Genomic DNA, 15,000 nt, shown 5'->3' with positions numbered 1-15,000 from the left:
CTACCCAGCCCAGTCCCGCACGAACGACGGAGAGCCGAATGACGACCACGCACGACCACGCGACGACCGACGGGCGAGCGCTCACCCCTGACGGACCGGACGGCCCCGAGGGGTCGGCCGCCGACCGGGCAGCCGGTCACCCGGACGGCCGGGAGGCGGGTCCTGCCGTGACGAGGGTCGCCGCGGCCTATGCACGCCTGCGCGAGGTCGACCGGCCGGAGGTGTGGATCACGGTCGTGGACGAGGCCGCGGCGCTCGCCGCCGCGCGCGAGGTCGACCGCCGGGCAGCAGCGGGCGAGGACCTGCCGCTCCACGGCACGGCGCTCGCGGTCAAGGACAACATCGACGTCCGGGGGCTCCCGACGACCGCCGCGTGCCCGTCGTTCGCCTCGGTGCCGGGAGCGAGCGCGACCGCGGTGCAGCGGCTCGTGGACGCCGGGTGCGTCGTGATCGGCAAGACGAACCTCGACCAGTTCGCGACGGGGCTCGTCGGGACGAGGAGCCCGTACGGCGCGGTCCGGCACGCGTCGCTGCCCGACCGCGTCTCGGGCGGTTCGAGCTCGGGCTCGGCCGTCGCCGTCGCGCTGGGGATCGTCGACGTCGCGCTGGGCACCGACACGGCCGGCTCCGGGCGCGTCCCGGCTGCCCTCCACGGGATCGTGGGCATCAAGTCGACGATCGGGCTCGTGCCCGTCACGGGGGTCGTCCCCGCGTGCCGGAGCTACGACGTCGTCACCACGTTCACGCGCGACGTCCGGCTCGGCGTGACCGCGACCGCGGTCATGGCCGGGCCGGACGGCACGGACCCGACCGCCCGGACGTGGCCCGTGGACGCCCGGGCCGCGCTGCGCGAGCGACCTGTCGTGGGGCTGCCCACGAGCGAGGGCCTCGCGGCGCTCCAGCCCGCATGGCGGGGTGCGTTCGAGAGCGTGCGCGGGCGGCTCGCGGCGATCGGTGCCGAGGTCGTCGAGGTCGACATCCGTCCGATGCTCGACGCCGCGAGGCTCCTCTACGACGGCGCGATCGTCGCGGAGCGGTTCGCCGCGGTCGGTGCGCACATCGAGGCCGGGGGGCCGGGGCTCGACCCGACGGTCGCGGCGATCATCCTGGGAGGCAAGGACATCCCCGCCGCGCGGTACGTCCAGGACCGCGAGACGCTCGAGCGTGCACGGGTCGCGACCCTCGCCGCGATGGCGGGGGTCGACCTCCTGGTCCTGCCCACCACGACCGAGCACCCCACGCTCGCGGCGGTCGCGGCGGAGCCGGTCGAGATCAACCGTCGCATGGGGACGTTCACCAACTTCGTGAACCTCCTGGACCTTGCGGCGGTCGCGGTCCCCGCGGGCGAGGCCGACGGCGGGCCGTTCGGGATCAGCGTCATCTCCCGGGCGTTCGACGACGCGTCGGCGCTCGACCTCGCCGAGCGGTTCGTCGCCGGGGGAGAGGTCGGGCTCGCGCCCGGGGGGCGGGGGGACGGCGGGCCACGGTTCGGGCCGCCGGTCCGGCGCCTCGCGGTGTTCGGGGCCCACCTGCGGGGCCAGCCGCTCAACGGACAGCTCCAGGACCTCGGGGCACGCTACGTGGGTCCCACGCGGACGAGCGACGCGTACCGGCTCGTGGCCCTGCCGACGACGCCGCCGAAGCCCGGGCTCGTCCGCGTGGCGCCGGGCGAGGGGGCGCCCGTCGAGGGCGAGGTCTGGGAGGTCACCGACGGGGCCCTCGGACGCTTCCTGGCCGACCTGCCCGCACCCATGACCCTGGGTCAGGTCGAGCTGGAGGACGGAGGGTCGGTCGTCGGGTTCGGGTGCTCGCACCGTGCCGCGGAGCAGGGGGCCGACATCACGCACCTGCGGTCGTGGCGGGCGTACCTGGAGGTGAGCGCCTCGGGGAAGGAGGTGCTCGCGCTCGACTGACCCTCGCGAGAAGGGGCGGGCCGTCCGGCCGGGGAGACCTGGCCGGGCGGCCCGCCGGTGTTCCCGGCGACGCCGGGGGCGGAGACGAAGGACCGGACAGGTCCCCAGAGCGTACGAGATGGCAGATCGTCATGATCTGTCCGTTCCTTGGACGCCCCGTTTCGGGCGCGCGAACTTTCTCCGTTCTCGTCGTAGATCTCGCGCGGCCCGACAGGCGGCCCGACGGGCCCGTCACGACGCACGTGGACGACCGTGGCTCCCGGCCCGACGGCGTAGCTCGACCCCTCGTCGACCGGCCCGAGGTCCCGGCTCGCCGTGACCTGACCCTCCGGACCCAGGACCGAGACGACCATGGCGTCCGCGGTGCCCGACAGGCACAGCAGAGGACCGGCCTCCTGGACGAAGGTTTGCCACGTGCCGGACCGGCCGCAGATCGCGTCCGGTCCGACCACCGCCTGCCACACCTCGTTCCCGGACAGGACGTCGACGGCCGTGAGGCCCTCGACGCCGACCTGGCCCAGGAGCAGGCCCCCGGACGGCATCCAGACGCGGTCGCTCAGGTCGAGCGACCACAGCTCGCGCGGTGGTCCGGTGAAGGGAAGCACGCCGCCCTCGCTCGCGACGAGCCGCGACGCGGTGCGTCGCTCCTCGATCTCCCCGCCGATCGCGAGCCCGCCGACCACGAGGGCCAGGACGCCGGCGGCGGCCGTCCACGGCTTCCAGCGGATCGCCCGCCCGCCCGACGGCGCGTCCCCGACCCCGGAGGCCGGCTCACCGAGGCGCCTCGGGGCGACGTCAGCACCCTCACCAGCACCGCTGCCGAGGTCCCCGGCCGGAGGGGAGCCGTCGGCCGCCGCTGCCTCCGCCGAGGCTCCCGGGGGCACGAGCTCGTCGTCCAGGTCCTCGACGACCTCGAACGGCACGGCACGGGAGGCGGCGGACTGGCGGCGGCGCGGCATGGAGGGGAGCCTAGCGGCCTCCGCGAGCCCGGTCCTGCGGGGTCAGCGCAGGAACAGCCTCGACGCCTGGGCCTCCGCGTCGGCGTACGTCTGAGCGGCCGATCCCAAGGCTGCGGTGATCGAGTCCAGCGCTGTCTCGACGTGCACCTGAGCCCCCTGCCACTCGGTCATGACCCCGGCGAACGCGGTCGCCGCGCCGCCCTGCCAGCTCGCCTGGAGGTCCTGGAGATGACGCAGCATCGCTCCGACCTCGGTGCGGATGGCCGTGACGGAGCCTCCGACCGCGGTGCTCGCCTGCGCGACCCGTGCACTGTCGACCTCGTACCTGCTCATGACGTCCTGCCTCTCCAGCGTCCGCGGGGGCACCGGTCGGCGCCCCGACCCGGCGCGGAGTGCGCGACCGGGTGAGCAGGACGCTAGAGGGGAGCGACGTCGTCGGGCAGGGAGCGACCCGGCGCCTGTGGACAGGGCCTCACGAGGCGAGGCCGTGCACGGCCCGTCCCACGGGGACGGCACCGCGGGGTGGCGGCGCGCGAGGAGGAGCTGCTCAGGAGGGAGACGGTGCGACGAGCGCCGGCGGCGCCGACGCCTGCAGCTTGGCCTGCTCCTTGCGCAGGCGCTGGAGCTCGGCATCCAGGTTCTGCCGTGCCGGCTCCTCCCACGCGGCGCCCATGGGGCTCGAGAAGAGGGTGCGCCGGTCGAGCAGCTTGGTGATGATCGCGATGCGCGCCCGCAGGTAGTCCGGGAGCGGGATGTGCGCGTACTCGTCGCGCACGTCCTTGAGGTACTCCTTGTACCGCTGCGGCTCGCCCGCGAGCATCGCGAGGTCCGCGTCGCACAGCACCGCGCAGTCGAAGTCCGCGGGGTCGGGGGCATGTCGCACGAGCGCGTTCACGAGGAACGCGACCCGCCGGCACGCCTTCTCCGGCACGCCCAGCGAGGAGAGCTGGTCGAACGCGAGCGCGGCGCTCGCGGTCTCGTCCTCTCCGCCCTTGTTGGCGTACGCGGCCTTGCGGGCCGCGTCGAAGATCGCGCCGTGGTACCAGGCAGCGAGGCGGACCACGTCGGCGTCGTGCGTCTCCTGCGCGAGCTCGTCGACCCGGCCGAGGACGTCGGCGAGGTGCCGCACGTTGTGGAAGTGACGGTCCGGCTGGCTCCAGCGCTCGAGGAGACCGTCGCCCACGGCGCGGATCTCGTCGTCGGGGGCGGTCGCCCCGGCGCCTCGGCAGCTACGGGTCCAGGAGGTGAGCAACCACTGCGGTGCGTCAGAGGTGGTGACGCCCATGAGATCAGCCTTCTTCGATGCGGGAACGGGGTGCGCCGTCGGTCCACAGGTTCATCTCGAGCCTACGTCCGATCGGGCGACGACCCGTCATCGTAGCGTCGTGTCGGGAGTTCCACATGAACCGTGAGGCCACCGCCCTGCGTGGGGGCCACCGAGATGTGTCCCTGGTGCGCCCCGACGATCGCGGCGACGATCGCCATCCCGAGTCCCGAGCCTCCCGAGGCGCGGTTGCGCGACGAGTCGGCGCGGTAGAACCGCTCGAACACGTGGGCCGCCTGCTCGGGCGTGATGCCCGGCCCGTGGTCGCGGACCTCGAGCACCGCGACGTCCGCCCCGCCGCCCTCCTGGGGCGCGCCGGTCCCGAGCGCGATCTCGACCGGGGTACCTGCGGGGGTGTGCTGGGAGACGTTGCCGATGAGGTTGGCGAGCACCTGCCGCAGCCGGTCCTCGTCCCCGATCACGGTGAGCTCGGACGGCGCGTCGGCCGCGCCCCCGCCCAGGCCGACGACACGCACCGGACGGGTCGGGTCCAGGGCGTGCAGGTCGCCCGCCGAGTCCCGGGCGAGGGCCGCGAGGTTCACGGGCTCGTGGCGGATGGGACGTCCCTCGTCGAGGCGGGCGAGCGCGAGCAGGTCGTTGACGAGCGTGCCCATGCGCGTCGCGGAGTCCTCGATCCGCCGCATGGTGTCGTCCATCTGCTCAGGAGTCGTCAACGCCCCCATCCGGTACAGCTCGCCGTAGCCGCGCACGGTCGCGAGCGGTGTGCGCAGCTCGTGGCTCGCGTCCGAGACGAAGCGTCGCATGCGGGCCTCGGACGCCTCCGAGGCTGCGAACGCCCGTTCGATGTGGTTGAGCATGGTGTTGAGCGAGGCCGCGAGCGAGCCGACCTCGGTGCTCGGCGGGGCGGGGCGGATGCGCCGGGTCAGGTCGCCGCCCGCGATGTCGGCTGCGGTCTCCTCGATCTCGCGCAGCGGGCGCAGCGCCCGCTGGACCGCGAGGTAGGCGACCGCGCCACCGATCAGCGCGATCCCCAGGGCGCTGACCGCGAGCGTCCTGCCGAGCACCTTGACGGTCTCGTGGATGCCGCTGAGCGGGAGCGCGACGTAGGCGGTGCCGACGGTCTCGCCCGTGAGCTTGCTGATGACCGGGTAGGGCACGACGCGCCACTCGGCCGGCTTGGTCCCGCCGACCGACGAGACCGTGAACGGCGTGCCCGTGCGCGTCGCCACCTCCTGGGCCATGAACGTCGGGATCTGCGGCGTGCCCGAGCGCTCGACGACCGGGTCCCAGTAGTTGGGCGTCTCGGCGCCGTTGTTCCAGCGGATCAGGACGTAGTACTCGCTGGGCAGCGTGGACCTCGACTCGTTGCCTCGGAACGTCTCGTCGGCGACCGCGGAGGCGGTGAGGTCGAGCTGCTGGTCGACCTGCCCCACGAGGTACTGCGCGACCACGGTCGTCGTCGCGAGGGCCGTGATGCCCAGGCCCGCGGCGAGCAGCAGCGCGATGATCGCGACGAGACGTGCCCGCAGGGGCACCCGGGCGAACCAGCCCCAGTTCTCGGTGGGGACGGGGCGACCGTAGGGGCGGGGCTCGTCGGGCGAGGGGACGGGTGGCGCGTCGGGGCCGTGGCCACCGGCGCTGGGGGGACCGCTCGCGCGGTCGGCACCGCCGGAGCCGCCGCTGCCGGAGCCGGGATCGCCGCCCGACGGCGCCGCCTTCCTCCCAGGACGCGCCGCACCCTGGGTGCGGGGCGTCGAGGAGGGGCGTGACGTCGTCGGGCCGGACGACCGGGACGGCGGAGGCGGCGGGACCGGGGGCAGCGCGCCCCCGGATGCCCCGGCCGGGCGGCCGGACGAAGGCGTGCTCATGACCTGCGGGTGCTCCCGGACTCCGGGGGCGTGCGCAGCAGATAGCCCACGCCACGCTTGGTGTGGATGAGCGGCTGCACGGGCTCCTCGGTGCCGTCGGGACCGGTCACCGTGAGGTTGTCGATCTTGCGACGCAGGTACGAGATGTAGGACTCGACGATGTTCGCGTCGCCGCCCCAGTCGTACTGCCAGACGTGGTCGAGGATCTGCGACTTCGAGAGCACGCGGCCGGCGTTGAGCATGAGGTAGCGCAGCAGCTTGAACTCGGTCGGGGACAGGTCCACGACCTGACCCGCGCGGCGCACCTCGTGCGAGTCCTCGTCGAGCTCGAGGTCCGCGAAGCGCAGCACCGCGGTGTCCTCGGGCTCGGCGTGCGTGCGGCGCAGCACCGCACGGATGCGGGCCACGACCTCTTCGAGGCTGAAGGGCTTGGTCACGTAGTCGTCGCCACCGACCGTGAGGCCCGTGACCTTGTCCTGCGTGTCGTCGCGCGCCGTGAGGAACAGCACGGGTGTGTGCTGACCCGTGGCGCGCATGCGCCGGGTCACGGTGAAGCCGTCCATGTCGGGGAGCATGACGTCCAGGACCACGAGGTCCGGCTCGACCTCGCGCACGAGCTTGAGCGCGCTCGTGCCGTCCGCCGCGGCGAACACCTCGAACCCCGCGAAACGCAAGGAAGTGGACAGCAGCTCACGGATGTTGGGCTCGTCGTCGACGACGACCAGCCGCGCCTCGGGTTCGCTCATGGTTCCAGTGTGCGACCGAACCCTGGGAGTCGCCTGGGCGCGAACGGTGCGCCGAGGGGCTGTGGGTGGTGTGCCGGAGCATGGGGGCCGGAGCCGCCCTGGCACTGACAGCAGCCGGTCGAGACGGAAGGATGCAGGCATGCGGATCAGCGACGACCAGAGGAGGGCGCGGCTCGTCGCGCACCAGCTCGACCTCGGGGCGGGCGGTCCCGCCCCGGAGAGCACGGTCGAGGGCGTCGTCGACCGGCTCGTCGCCCTCCACGCGACCGACGCGCCCAGCGTCTACCTCTCGGTCCTCGCGCGCGTGCCCGAGCTGCGCATCGAGGACGTGGCGGCCGCGATGTACGACCGGCGCACCCTCGTGCGCGTCCTGGCCATGCGCCGCACCCTGTTCGTCGTGGCGCGCGACATGGTGCCGGTCGTCCACGCGGGGGCGAGCGCCGCCGTCGGGCGCCGGCTGCGAGCCCGCCTCCTGAAGGAGCTCGCGACCCTCCCCACGGACCCGCCCGTCGAGGACGCCGAGACCTTCCTCGCGGCCGCCGAGGAGCAGGTCCACGACGCGCTGGCCCAGCACGGGCCGCTGACCGGGGCACAGCTCTCGGCGCGGGCCCCCGTGCTGCGGACCGCGTTCCTGCCCACCACGACCAAGTCCTGGGACGTGCGGCGCTCGCTCACCTCGCCGCTGCTGTCGCTGCTGTCGGCCGAGGGACGGATCGTGCGGGGCGAGCCGACCGGTGGCTGGGCGTCCAACCGTTTCCTGTGGCGGCCCGTCGAGGACTGGTTGCCCGGCGGTATCCCGGAGCTCGACGAGGCCGAGGCGCGCGTGCGGCTCGCGCAGGCCTGGCTCGAGGCGTTCGGGCCCGCGACCCTGGCCGACCTCCAGTGGTGGACCGGGTGGAACCTGGGGCAGACGCGGGCAGCGGTCGCGGCGCTCGACGTCCGGGAGGTCGAGCTCGAGGGGCTCGGTGCGGGGGTGGTGCTCGGCTCGACCGTGCTGCCGTCGGCTCCGGGGCTCGGGTCCGCTGCCGGGCACGTCGCCCTGCTGCCCTCGCTCGACCCCACCGCGATGGGCTGGAAGCACCGCGACTGGTACCTCGGTCCGCACCGCGAGCAGCTCTTCGACTCGGCGGGCAACATCGGCGCGACCGTCTGGTGGGAAGGGCGCATCGTGGGGGCGTGGGCCGTGCGGCCCGACGGGGAGGTCGTGTCCCGGCTGCTCGAGGACATCGGGACCGACGGTGCCGCAGCCGTCGAGGCCGAGGCCGCGCGGATCGGGTCGCTGCTGGGCGGGGGAGGCGTGACCGCGTCGTTCCCCACACCCCTGTACCGCGAGCTGCGGGGCTGAGCCCGCACGCGCTGCCCCGGGGCGGCGTGATCGGGCGGGCTGCGCAGAGCACGAAGGGCGGGGTCGCGCGTGCTGCGCGGCCCCGCCCCTCGGTGGACTCAGAGGTAGCGCAGCGGGTCGAACTCCTCGAGCGGGATGATCCGGACGCGCGGCAGGATCGTCGTGAACGCCCCCACGTTGTCCTCGAGGTCGTAGAAGCTCAGACCGCGCGAGGCCAGCTCGGAGAAGCGCGAGTTGACGAACTCACGGAAGCAGAGGAGCCCGACGCGGCGGTCGCTGTCCTCGAGCAGGTCCTCGACCTGCGGGATGAAGTCGCCGTCGTGGCTCGCCAGGAGCACGTCACCCTGGCGGTCCTTGAGCGCCTCGAGCGTGCGCTGGATACCGATGTCCACGACCTTCTCGGAGCTGGACCCGGCCAGCGGGATGGGCCGGAAGCCCATCGCGAGCAGCGCCTGGACGAACGCCATGGGCATCTGACCCGACGACGCGTTCAGGAAGAACAGCGGCGTGACGTCCTGGGCCCACAGGTTGGCCGCGAAGTCGACGATGCGGTCCCAGCGCGGTCGCTCCTCGGGGTTGGGGCGGTGCCCCAGGACGCTCATGCCGAGCGTCGCGTCGATGTTCTCCCCGTCGACGATCAGGTAGGTGCGGCGCGGCGCCTCACCCTGGGTGCTGACGAGGCCGTTCGACGTGCTGAAGTCCGACATGGGCTCAGCCTATCCGGCGGGGCGCGAGGAGTCGGACGGGCGCCGGACGACCGCAACCTCGTGCTCGACGGCCGGGGTCGCACGCCCGCCCCTGCCCCGTCCCCGACACGGATCGGGTCGAGGCGTGAGCACGGTTTGCACCGGACCCCCTGGGGGCGAGTACCTTTCAGCGGTGAACCAGCAGCTTCTCGACCCGGTCCGGATCACGGTCGTCCAGAACTCCCCGGACGTCACCCTGGACGCCTTCGCCGACCGGCTCGGGCCCGACGTCCGCCTCGTGCGTCCCTTCGACGGGGATGCCCTGCCGGACGCGACCGACCTGGGGGACGGTCTCGTCGTCCTGGGCGGGCAGATGTCGGCCTACGCCGACGACGTCGCCCCGTGGCTCCCCGCGCTGCGCGACCTGCTGGCCGCTGCCGTGTACTCGGACGTCCCGACGCTCGGGATCTGCCTCGGTGCCCAGCTGCTCGCGGTCGCGGGCGGCGGGAGCGTGCAGGTCGCGGCCCCTCCCGGTCGCGAGGCGGGCCTGACCCGCGTCTTCTGGAAGGCGGGCGCCGAGGGCGACCCCGTCCTGGGGCCGATCGCACGTGCCGCGGCGGGCACGGGCAAGCGTGCACGCTCGCTGACGGTCAGCATGCACGCCGACGCGATCATCGACCTGCCCGAGGGCGCGTCGTGGCTCGGCATGTCGGACATGTACCCCTACCAGGCGTTCCGCCACGGCTCGGCCCTGGGGGTCCAGTTCCACCCCGAGGCGACGCTCGCCACGATCCGCGGCTGGGCCGACCAGCACGACGACGTCGACACGACCAACATCCTGGCCGACGCCGCACCGTTCGAGGGCGAGGTCCTCGAGACGGGCCGCCTCCTTGCGGAGTCGTTCCTCGCCGCCGTGCACGACGACGTCGCTCGCCGAGGCGTGCGGGCGTAGGCCGCGCGGGCTCGCCCCGGCGACGACGGGGCGGGGTGTGCGTGTCCGCCCGGGTTGACCGGGTGGTCGGTGGCAGGGTGTCGGGATGATCCGTCACACCGTCGCCTTCCGCCTGCGCCACCCCGAGGGGTCCGCCGCCGAGACCGCCTTCCTGACCGACGCCCGCGTCCTCGCGGCGATCCCGGGGGTCGAGCGGTTCGAGCAGCTCCGTCAGACCAGCGCCAAGAACGACTTCACGTTCGGCTTCTCCATGGAGTTCGCGGACGCTGCGGCGTACGCGGCCTACGACCAGCACCCCGACCACCGGGCGTTCGTCGCCGACCGCTGGGTCCCCGAGGTCGAGGACTTCCTGGAGATCGACTACGAGCCGCTGCCTGCGGCCTGACCCGCCGAGACCGAGGGCTCTCCGGCGGGCACCACTGAGAAGGCGCGCGGACACTGGACCGGCCCCTGCGACCGCCCTTCCGACGACACGGCGACGGCCGGTGACCTCGTGGTCGCCGGCCGTCGCCGAGCGTGGGGTGCCCTGCCCCGTGCGAGCCGTCAGGCGCCTACCACTCGCTGGGCGCGTCCTGCGTGCCGGCCTCGATCGAGGTCACCGTCGTGGGAGAGATCTGCGGCGCGGGGGACGAGCCGCCGCTCTTGAGCGCCGCGAGCCGCGCCTCGATCTCGATGTTGGCCCCCGAGGTCTCGAGCTCCTCGAACTGCGCGTCGAGCGAGGACGCGGCGACCTCGGCCTGGCCGAGCGCCTTGGCCTCCTCGCGGCGCACCTTCTCCTCGAAGCGCGAGACCTCGCTCGTGGGGTCGAGGACGTTGATCGAGCTGATCGCCCCCTGGACGGTCTGCTGCGCCTCGGCGGACTTCTGCCGCGCGACCAGCGAGTCGCGCTTGGACTTGAGCTCGCCCAGCTTGTTCTTCATCTGCGCGAGCCCGGTCTTGAGCTTCTCGACCGTCTCGCGCTGCGAGGAGATGAGGGGCTCGGCCTGGCGGACCTCGCCCTCCGCGGAGATCTGCTTCTGGAGGGCGACCTTGGCGAGGTTGTCGAACTTGTCGGCGTTGGCCGAGTCGCCCGCGGACCGGTACTGGTCCGCGCGCGCGGACGCGGCCGCGGCCTTGTCGCCCCACTCGCGCACGGCGGCGACGTCCTCGTTGTAGTCCTGCTCGGCGAGGCGGAGGTTCCCGATGGTCTGCGCGACGGCCTGCTCGGCGTCGGCGATGCTGTTCGTGTAGTCGCGGACGAGCTGGTCCAGCATCTTCTGCGGGTCCTCGGCGCCGTCGAGGAGCGCGTTGATGTTCGCCTTGGCCAGCTGGGTGATGCGTCCGAAGATGCTCTGCTTCTCTGCCATCGGTCGTGCCTTCCTGCTCGTGGGTGCGTGTACGCGGTGCTGTCGTGACGACGTGGTGCGCGGGGTGCGACCTGCGGGGCCGCCCCCTAGAACCGTCCTCCTCTGCTGGAGCGTCCGCCCGACGAACGGCCGCCGGACGAACCGCGCGAGGACCGGCCGGACGAACCGCCTCCGCCGAACCCGCCGCCGCCGAAGCCTCCGCCGAACCCCCCGCTCGAGCGACGGCCTCCGCCGCCTCCGCCGCGCAGGATCTGGTCGAGGAGGATGCCGCCGAGAACCATGCCGCCGACGTTGCTCCCGCCTCCCGAGCCGCCGCCGCCGAACATGCCGGGACCGTTCTGCTGCTGCTCCCACGCGGCCGCGTCGCGCTGGGCCAGCTGGGCTGCGGACTGGGCGAGGGAGTCGGCCTGCTGGGCCGTGGCGAGGGCGCGGACGGGATCGGTGGGCTGCAGGGCCCGTGCCTCGCCGAGGTAGCGGATGGCCTCGGAGAGCCGGGTCCGTGCCTCGGGCCCGACGGCGCCGCGCCGGGTCTCGATGAACGAGTTGGTCGCGCGGATCTGCGAGTCGACCCGGCCGAGGGTGTCGCGCAGCAGCGCGGCCGCGCGCGCGGCCTGCTCGGCGCTCTCGCGGAACGGAGCGAGGGCCGCGTCGATCGCTGCCTCGGCGTCGGTGAGCCGACGCAGTGCCGCGAGCGGGTCGCCGCCGTTGCGTGCGGCCTGGGCGTCGGCCACGGCGGCCTGGGCCTCGGTGGACCGGGCGGTCACGGCCGGGTCGCCCGGGGCGAGGCGCGCAGCGTCGGCGATGTCCGCGGTGATCGAGGCGACGGCCACGTCGAGGCGCTTGCCGGCCTGGGCCAGGTCGCCGCCCGCGGAGTCGACCGCGTCGAGGAGCACGACGGCCTGCCCCACGGCGTTCTCGGCGGCGCGGGCGTGCGCGACGGCCGACGCTCGGTCCTTGCCCTCGAGGGCCTCGCGTCCTGCGGCGACGGCCTCGCGGGCGCCCGTGAGGAGCTGTGCGGCCTGGTCGGGGTTGGCCGCGACCGACGCGAGCGCGGCCTCGGGGTAGGTCGCGAAGAGTCCTACGAGCGTGCTGCGGGCAGGGGCGATGCGGGCCTCGACCTCTCCGGCGCGACGCTCGACGGTGTCGAGCACCTCGGGGGCGCGGGACTGGAGGTCGCGCAGCTCGTCGAACTGGGCGGACTCGGCGTCGAGCGAGGCCGCGACCTCGCCGCACAACGTGATGATCTGGGCCATGAGGGAGCGCGAGACGGGCTCCGTCTCGGGGGTCTGGTCGTCGAGCTGCTGGCGCAGCGCGAACGCCTGCGAGACCTTCTGCTTGCCCGTCTCGAGCGCCGCCTGGAACTCCTTGGTCGCCTCGAGGCCGAACTGTGCCTGGGCGAAGCCGAGCTCCTGCTCGGAGGTCTTGATGGCGTCGTCGATCGCGACGAGGGCCGAGCTGGAGCGGCGGTTGAGCTCGTCGGTCGGGAGCTGCGAGAGCTCGTCGGCCTCGTCGGGACCGCCCGGCTGGGCGGCCGTGCCGCGGCGCCTGCGCAGGAGCGAGCGGACGACGAAGAAGCCCGCGATGACGAGCAGCCCCACCACGAGGGCGATCAGCCAGCCGGACCCGCCCGACGACGACGAACCGGTCGCCTCGGTGCGCAGCGTGTTCGCGGCGACGATCGCGGACTGCGCCCACTCCTCCTGGCTGAGCTCGTCCTCGACCGCGGCCTGGACCTTGTCGAGAGAGGCGTCCGAGAGCCCGATGTTGTTGTCGGCCGAGAGGTCGTAGCGACGGTCTTCGGTCGCGACGGCGAGCAGGACGTCGTCCCGGCCCAGCCCTGACAGGTTGGCGGTCGCGGTGGCCCAGGTCTGGGCGTCCTGGCCGTCGAACGTGTCGACGTACACGACGTAGAGCTGGTACGGGGTGTCGGCCTCGAGGCGGTCCATCGCGGCCTCGACCTCGTCGGTCTGGCTCCCCAGGACCCCCTCGGGGTCGGTGATGCGGCCTGGGAGGTCGAGGGGTTGCGCGGCGGGCAGGCGGCTCGTGGTGGTGACGGGCACGGTCGTCGTGACCGGCGCCGAGGCATCTGCCTGGCCCTGCCAGGTCGGTCCGGCGGCGACGGCGGGTGAGGCGAACGTCGCGAGTCCCAGTGCGCCGAGGGCGACCAGGGAGAGCCAGGTGCGCACCGCGGACCGGGGCGTGCGGGCAGGGCGAGAGGGCGCGGCGGTATCGGACGACGAGGTCACCTCGTGATCCTTTCCCAGGGCGAGCAGACCCGCAATCGCGATTCCGGACACCGGTGGGCATTTCACCCGGCCTTCGTCGGAGGTCGGATCGGGGTGATCCGGACCTTTCAGGCGTTGCAGCCACCTCGGGTGGTGGGTGCTCGTCGTCGGGTGCCGGTCGGCACCGGAGGGGAATATTCGTACGGCGTACAGTGTTCTCCGAGCGTCACGCCCCGACGAGAGGTCCTCATGACACCCCGCACGACGACGTCCTCGCCCGCCGCAGCCCCTTCCGTCCGGTCGCCCGACCCCACGACGCTGTCGTCCGGCACCCCGGGCGCGACCCCGTCCGCGCTCCTGCCCCTGCCGTCCCTGGCCCACCAGGCGGAGCGCTTGATCGCGCTCGGCGTCCACGACCTCGCCGGGCTGTCCGGGCGCGAGGTGCGTGACGCCGTCGGGCGCCTTGCGGCGAGCGTGCCCGACGGCGGATTGCTCGCCGTCCACCCGCGTCTCGCCGCACCGTCCGTCCTCGCGCCGCTGCTCCGGCTGGGGGACAAGGAAGGTTTCGTCGTGGTCGACATGGACGACGTGGACCGGTTCGAGCCCCTCGAAGGGCTCGAGCTGCCCGAGGAGGCGCTCTACGTGGTGACGGACGTCGAGCGTGGGGACGACATGGCGAACTGGTCCCCCGACGAGGCGCTGCCGGAGATCGTCCGGCGGGGGCGCACGCCCCTCGTCCTCAGCGAGGGGATCCACTGGGCCCTGCAGGCGCCCGACGTCGTGGCGCGCAACCACTGCTTCATGACGATCGGGTCGCGGCTCCGCAAGGACAAGGGGCGCCTCGACTCCCGCACGCCCGCAGTGTGGATCTCCAACGGCACGGGGCGCGACGGCAAGGAACGCCGCGGAGCGCCCAAGGTCGGCTGGTGCTGGGCGGGCAACCGTCACACGTGGCTCGGGTTCGCGTCGGGCGCGCGTCGCGTGGGTACCGAGGGGCGCTGAACCTCGCTGCCGGCCGACCCGCCCGAGGAAATGGCTGGCGACCGTGCGTCGGGGGGTGCCACGCTCGCGCCGTGACCACGACGATCAGGCCCTTCCAGCCCGCCGACACCGAGCATCTGACGGATCTCTCGCTCCGCGCCTGGGAGCCGGTGTACGACGCGTGGCGCGCCCTCCTCGGTGAGGCGATCTACGCGCTCGCCTATCCGGACTGGCGCCGGATCCAGGCCGCGACGGTGCGCACGACGTGCGCCCAGCACGCCGCGACGACGCTCGTCGCGGAGGTCGACGGACAGGTCGTCGGGTTCGCCTCCGTGGTCCTGGGTGCGCACGACGCGGACGGCCCGCGGAGCGGTGACCTCGAGCTCATCGCCGTCGACCCGTCGGCACACCGGGCGGGAGTGGGACGCGCCCTCACCGACGCCTGCTTGGACCTGATGAGAGAAGCAGGGTGCGCGTACGCGAGCGTCTGGACCGGCGGCGACGACGGGCACGGCCCGGCGCGAGCCTTGTACGAGGCGAGCGGATTCACGGCCCTGCCCCTCGTGCACTACTACCGAGAGCTCTGAGCTGCGGCGGGCCCGCCGCCCGACGGCGGAGCCTGCCCGTCGACCAGGAGCGGCCCCCGGTGGGTCTCGGGCATCGGAGGCGGGGCCGGGGGTGGGGGGGGGGGGTT

Annotated in this window: 13 protein-coding genes; 6 read left to right on the top strand and 7 right to left on the bottom strand. The window is 73.7% G+C overall.

Translation table 11 applies throughout. The annotated features are described in order from the left end of the window. Positions 1-38: 38 nt before the first annotated feature. A complete protein-coding gene (atzF, locus tag H9641_RS06215) occupies positions 39-1,913 on the top strand; it encodes an allophanate hydrolase (RefSeq protein WP_191802007.1) in 1,875 nt (624 codons plus the stop codon). Positions 1,914-2,914: 1,001 nt separating this feature from the next. Here the strand turns inward: atzF and H9641_RS06210 are convergent. From H9641_RS06210 to H9641_RS06195, 4 genes are all read right to left on the bottom strand, one after another. Further along, complete coding sequence (locus H9641_RS06210; RefSeq protein WP_191802005.1) at positions 2,915-3,205, bottom strand: WXG100 family type VII secretion target; 291 nt, start codon at positions 3,203-3,205, stop codon at positions 2,915-2,917. 214 nt (positions 3,206-3,419) lie between these two features. Then, positions 3,420-4,157, bottom strand: coding sequence for an HD domain-containing protein (locus H9641_RS06205; protein ID WP_191802003.1), 738 nt, complete (start codon positions 4,155-4,157; stop codon positions 3,420-3,422). A 62-nt stretch (positions 4,158-4,219) separates the two neighbouring features. Further along, entirely contained in the window at positions 4,220-6,025 is a 1,806-nt protein-coding gene (locus tag H9641_RS06200) for a sensor histidine kinase (RefSeq protein WP_225220083.1), read from the bottom strand. Next, positions 6,022-6,771 (bottom strand): response regulator transcription factor, encoded by a 750-nt coding sequence (locus H9641_RS06195; protein ID WP_191802001.1) that lies wholly within the window; start codon positions 6,769-6,771, stop codon positions 6,022-6,024. Before H9641_RS06195 ends, H9641_RS06200 begins: the two co-directional genes overlap by 4 nt. A 139-nt stretch (positions 6,772-6,910) precedes the next feature. Here H9641_RS06195 and H9641_RS06190 point away from each other — a divergent pair, with 139 nt between their 5' ends. Continuing rightward, positions 6,911-8,116, top strand: coding sequence for a winged helix DNA-binding domain-containing protein (locus H9641_RS06190; RefSeq protein ID WP_191801999.1), 1,206 nt, complete (start codon positions 6,911-6,913; stop codon positions 8,114-8,116). A 98-nt stretch (positions 8,117-8,214) separates the two neighbouring features. Here H9641_RS06190 and H9641_RS06185 read toward each other — a convergent pair whose 3' ends face one another. Then, the gene (locus tag H9641_RS06185; protein ID WP_191801997.1) at positions 8,215-8,823 is read right to left on the bottom strand and encodes an NYN domain-containing protein; all 609 of its coding nucleotides are present in this window, start codon (positions 8,821-8,823) and stop codon (positions 8,215-8,217) included. A gap of 172 nt (positions 8,824-8,995) precedes the next feature. Here H9641_RS06185 and H9641_RS06180 point away from each other — a divergent pair, with 172 nt between their 5' ends. Together H9641_RS06180 and H9641_RS06175 are read left to right on the top strand one after the other, a co-directional pair. Continuing rightward, positions 8,996-9,754 (top strand): type 1 glutamine amidotransferase, encoded by a 759-nt coding sequence (locus tag H9641_RS06180; RefSeq protein ID WP_318244409.1) that lies wholly within the window; start codon positions 8,996-8,998, stop codon positions 9,752-9,754. Positions 9,755-9,839: 85 nt separating this feature from the next. After that, positions 9,840-10,139, top strand: coding sequence for a Dabb family protein (locus H9641_RS06175; RefSeq protein ID WP_191801993.1), 300 nt, complete (start codon positions 9,840-9,842; stop codon positions 10,137-10,139). A 166-nt stretch (positions 10,140-10,305) separates the two neighbouring features. Here H9641_RS06175 and H9641_RS06170 read toward each other — a convergent pair whose 3' ends face one another. Together H9641_RS06170 and H9641_RS06165 are read right to left on the bottom strand one after the other, a co-directional pair. Next, complete coding sequence (locus tag H9641_RS06170) at positions 10,306-11,100, bottom strand: PspA/IM30 family protein (RefSeq protein ID WP_191801991.1); 795 nt, start codon at positions 11,098-11,100, stop codon at positions 10,306-10,308. Between the two features lie 86 nt (positions 11,101-11,186). Beyond that, entirely contained in the window at positions 11,187-13,346 is a 2,160-nt protein-coding gene (locus H9641_RS06165; protein ID WP_318244408.1) for a TPM domain-containing protein, read from the bottom strand. 228 nt (positions 13,347-13,574) lie between these two features. On the opposite strand from H9641_RS06165, the gene H9641_RS06160 reads away from it, so the two are divergent. Both H9641_RS06160 and H9641_RS06155 read left to right on the top strand, forming a co-directional pair. Beyond that, a complete protein-coding gene (locus H9641_RS06160; RefSeq protein WP_225220082.1) occupies positions 13,575-14,327 on the top strand; it encodes a DUF5701 family protein in 753 nt (250 codons plus the stop codon). A gap of 71 nt (positions 14,328-14,398) precedes the next feature. Further along, positions 14,399-14,893 (top strand): GNAT family N-acetyltransferase, encoded by a 495-nt coding sequence (locus H9641_RS06155; RefSeq protein WP_191801989.1) that lies wholly within the window; start codon positions 14,399-14,401, stop codon positions 14,891-14,893. The last annotated feature ends 107 nt before the right edge of the window (positions 14,894-15,000 follow it).

Origin of the sequence: Oerskovia merdavium (assembly GCF_014836755.1) — a bacterium.
Taxonomy (GTDB): Bacteria; Actinomycetota; Actinomycetes; order Actinomycetales; family Cellulomonadaceae; genus Oerskovia; species Oerskovia merdavium.
This window is presented reverse-complemented; position numbering and strand designations above follow the sequence as displayed.

Coding starts and splice junctions, on each gene's coding strand:
- atzF (WP_191802007.1), top strand. CDS start 39: ATGACGACCACGCACGACCACGCGACGACCGACGGGCGAGCGCTCACC.
- H9641_RS06210 (WP_191802005.1), bottom strand. CDS start 3,205: ATGAGCAGGTACGAGGTCGACAGTGCACGGGTCGCGCAGGCGAGCACC.
- H9641_RS06205 (WP_191802003.1), bottom strand. CDS start 4,157: ATGGGCGTCACCACCTCTGACGCACCGCAGTGGTTGCTCACCTCCTGG.
- H9641_RS06200 (WP_225220083.1), bottom strand. CDS start 6,025: ATGAGCACGCCTTCGTCCGGCCGCCCGGCCGGGGCATCCGGGGGCGCG.
- H9641_RS06195 (WP_191802001.1), bottom strand. CDS start 6,771: ATGAGCGAACCCGAGGCGCGGCTGGTCGTCGTCGACGACGAGCCCAAC.
- H9641_RS06190 (WP_191801999.1), top strand. CDS start 6,911: ATGCGGATCAGCGACGACCAGAGGAGGGCGCGGCTCGTCGCGCACCAG.
- H9641_RS06185 (WP_191801997.1), bottom strand. CDS start 8,823: ATGTCGGACTTCAGCACGTCGAACGGCCTCGTCAGCACCCAGGGTGAG.
- H9641_RS06175 (WP_191801993.1), top strand. CDS start 9,840: ATGATCCGTCACACCGTCGCCTTCCGCCTGCGCCACCCCGAGGGGTCC.
- H9641_RS06170 (WP_191801991.1), bottom strand. CDS start 11,100: ATGGCAGAGAAGCAGAGCATCTTCGGACGCATCACCCAGCTGGCCAAG.
- H9641_RS06160 (WP_225220082.1), top strand. CDS start 13,575: ATGACACCCCGCACGACGACGTCCTCGCCCGCCGCAGCCCCTTCCGTC.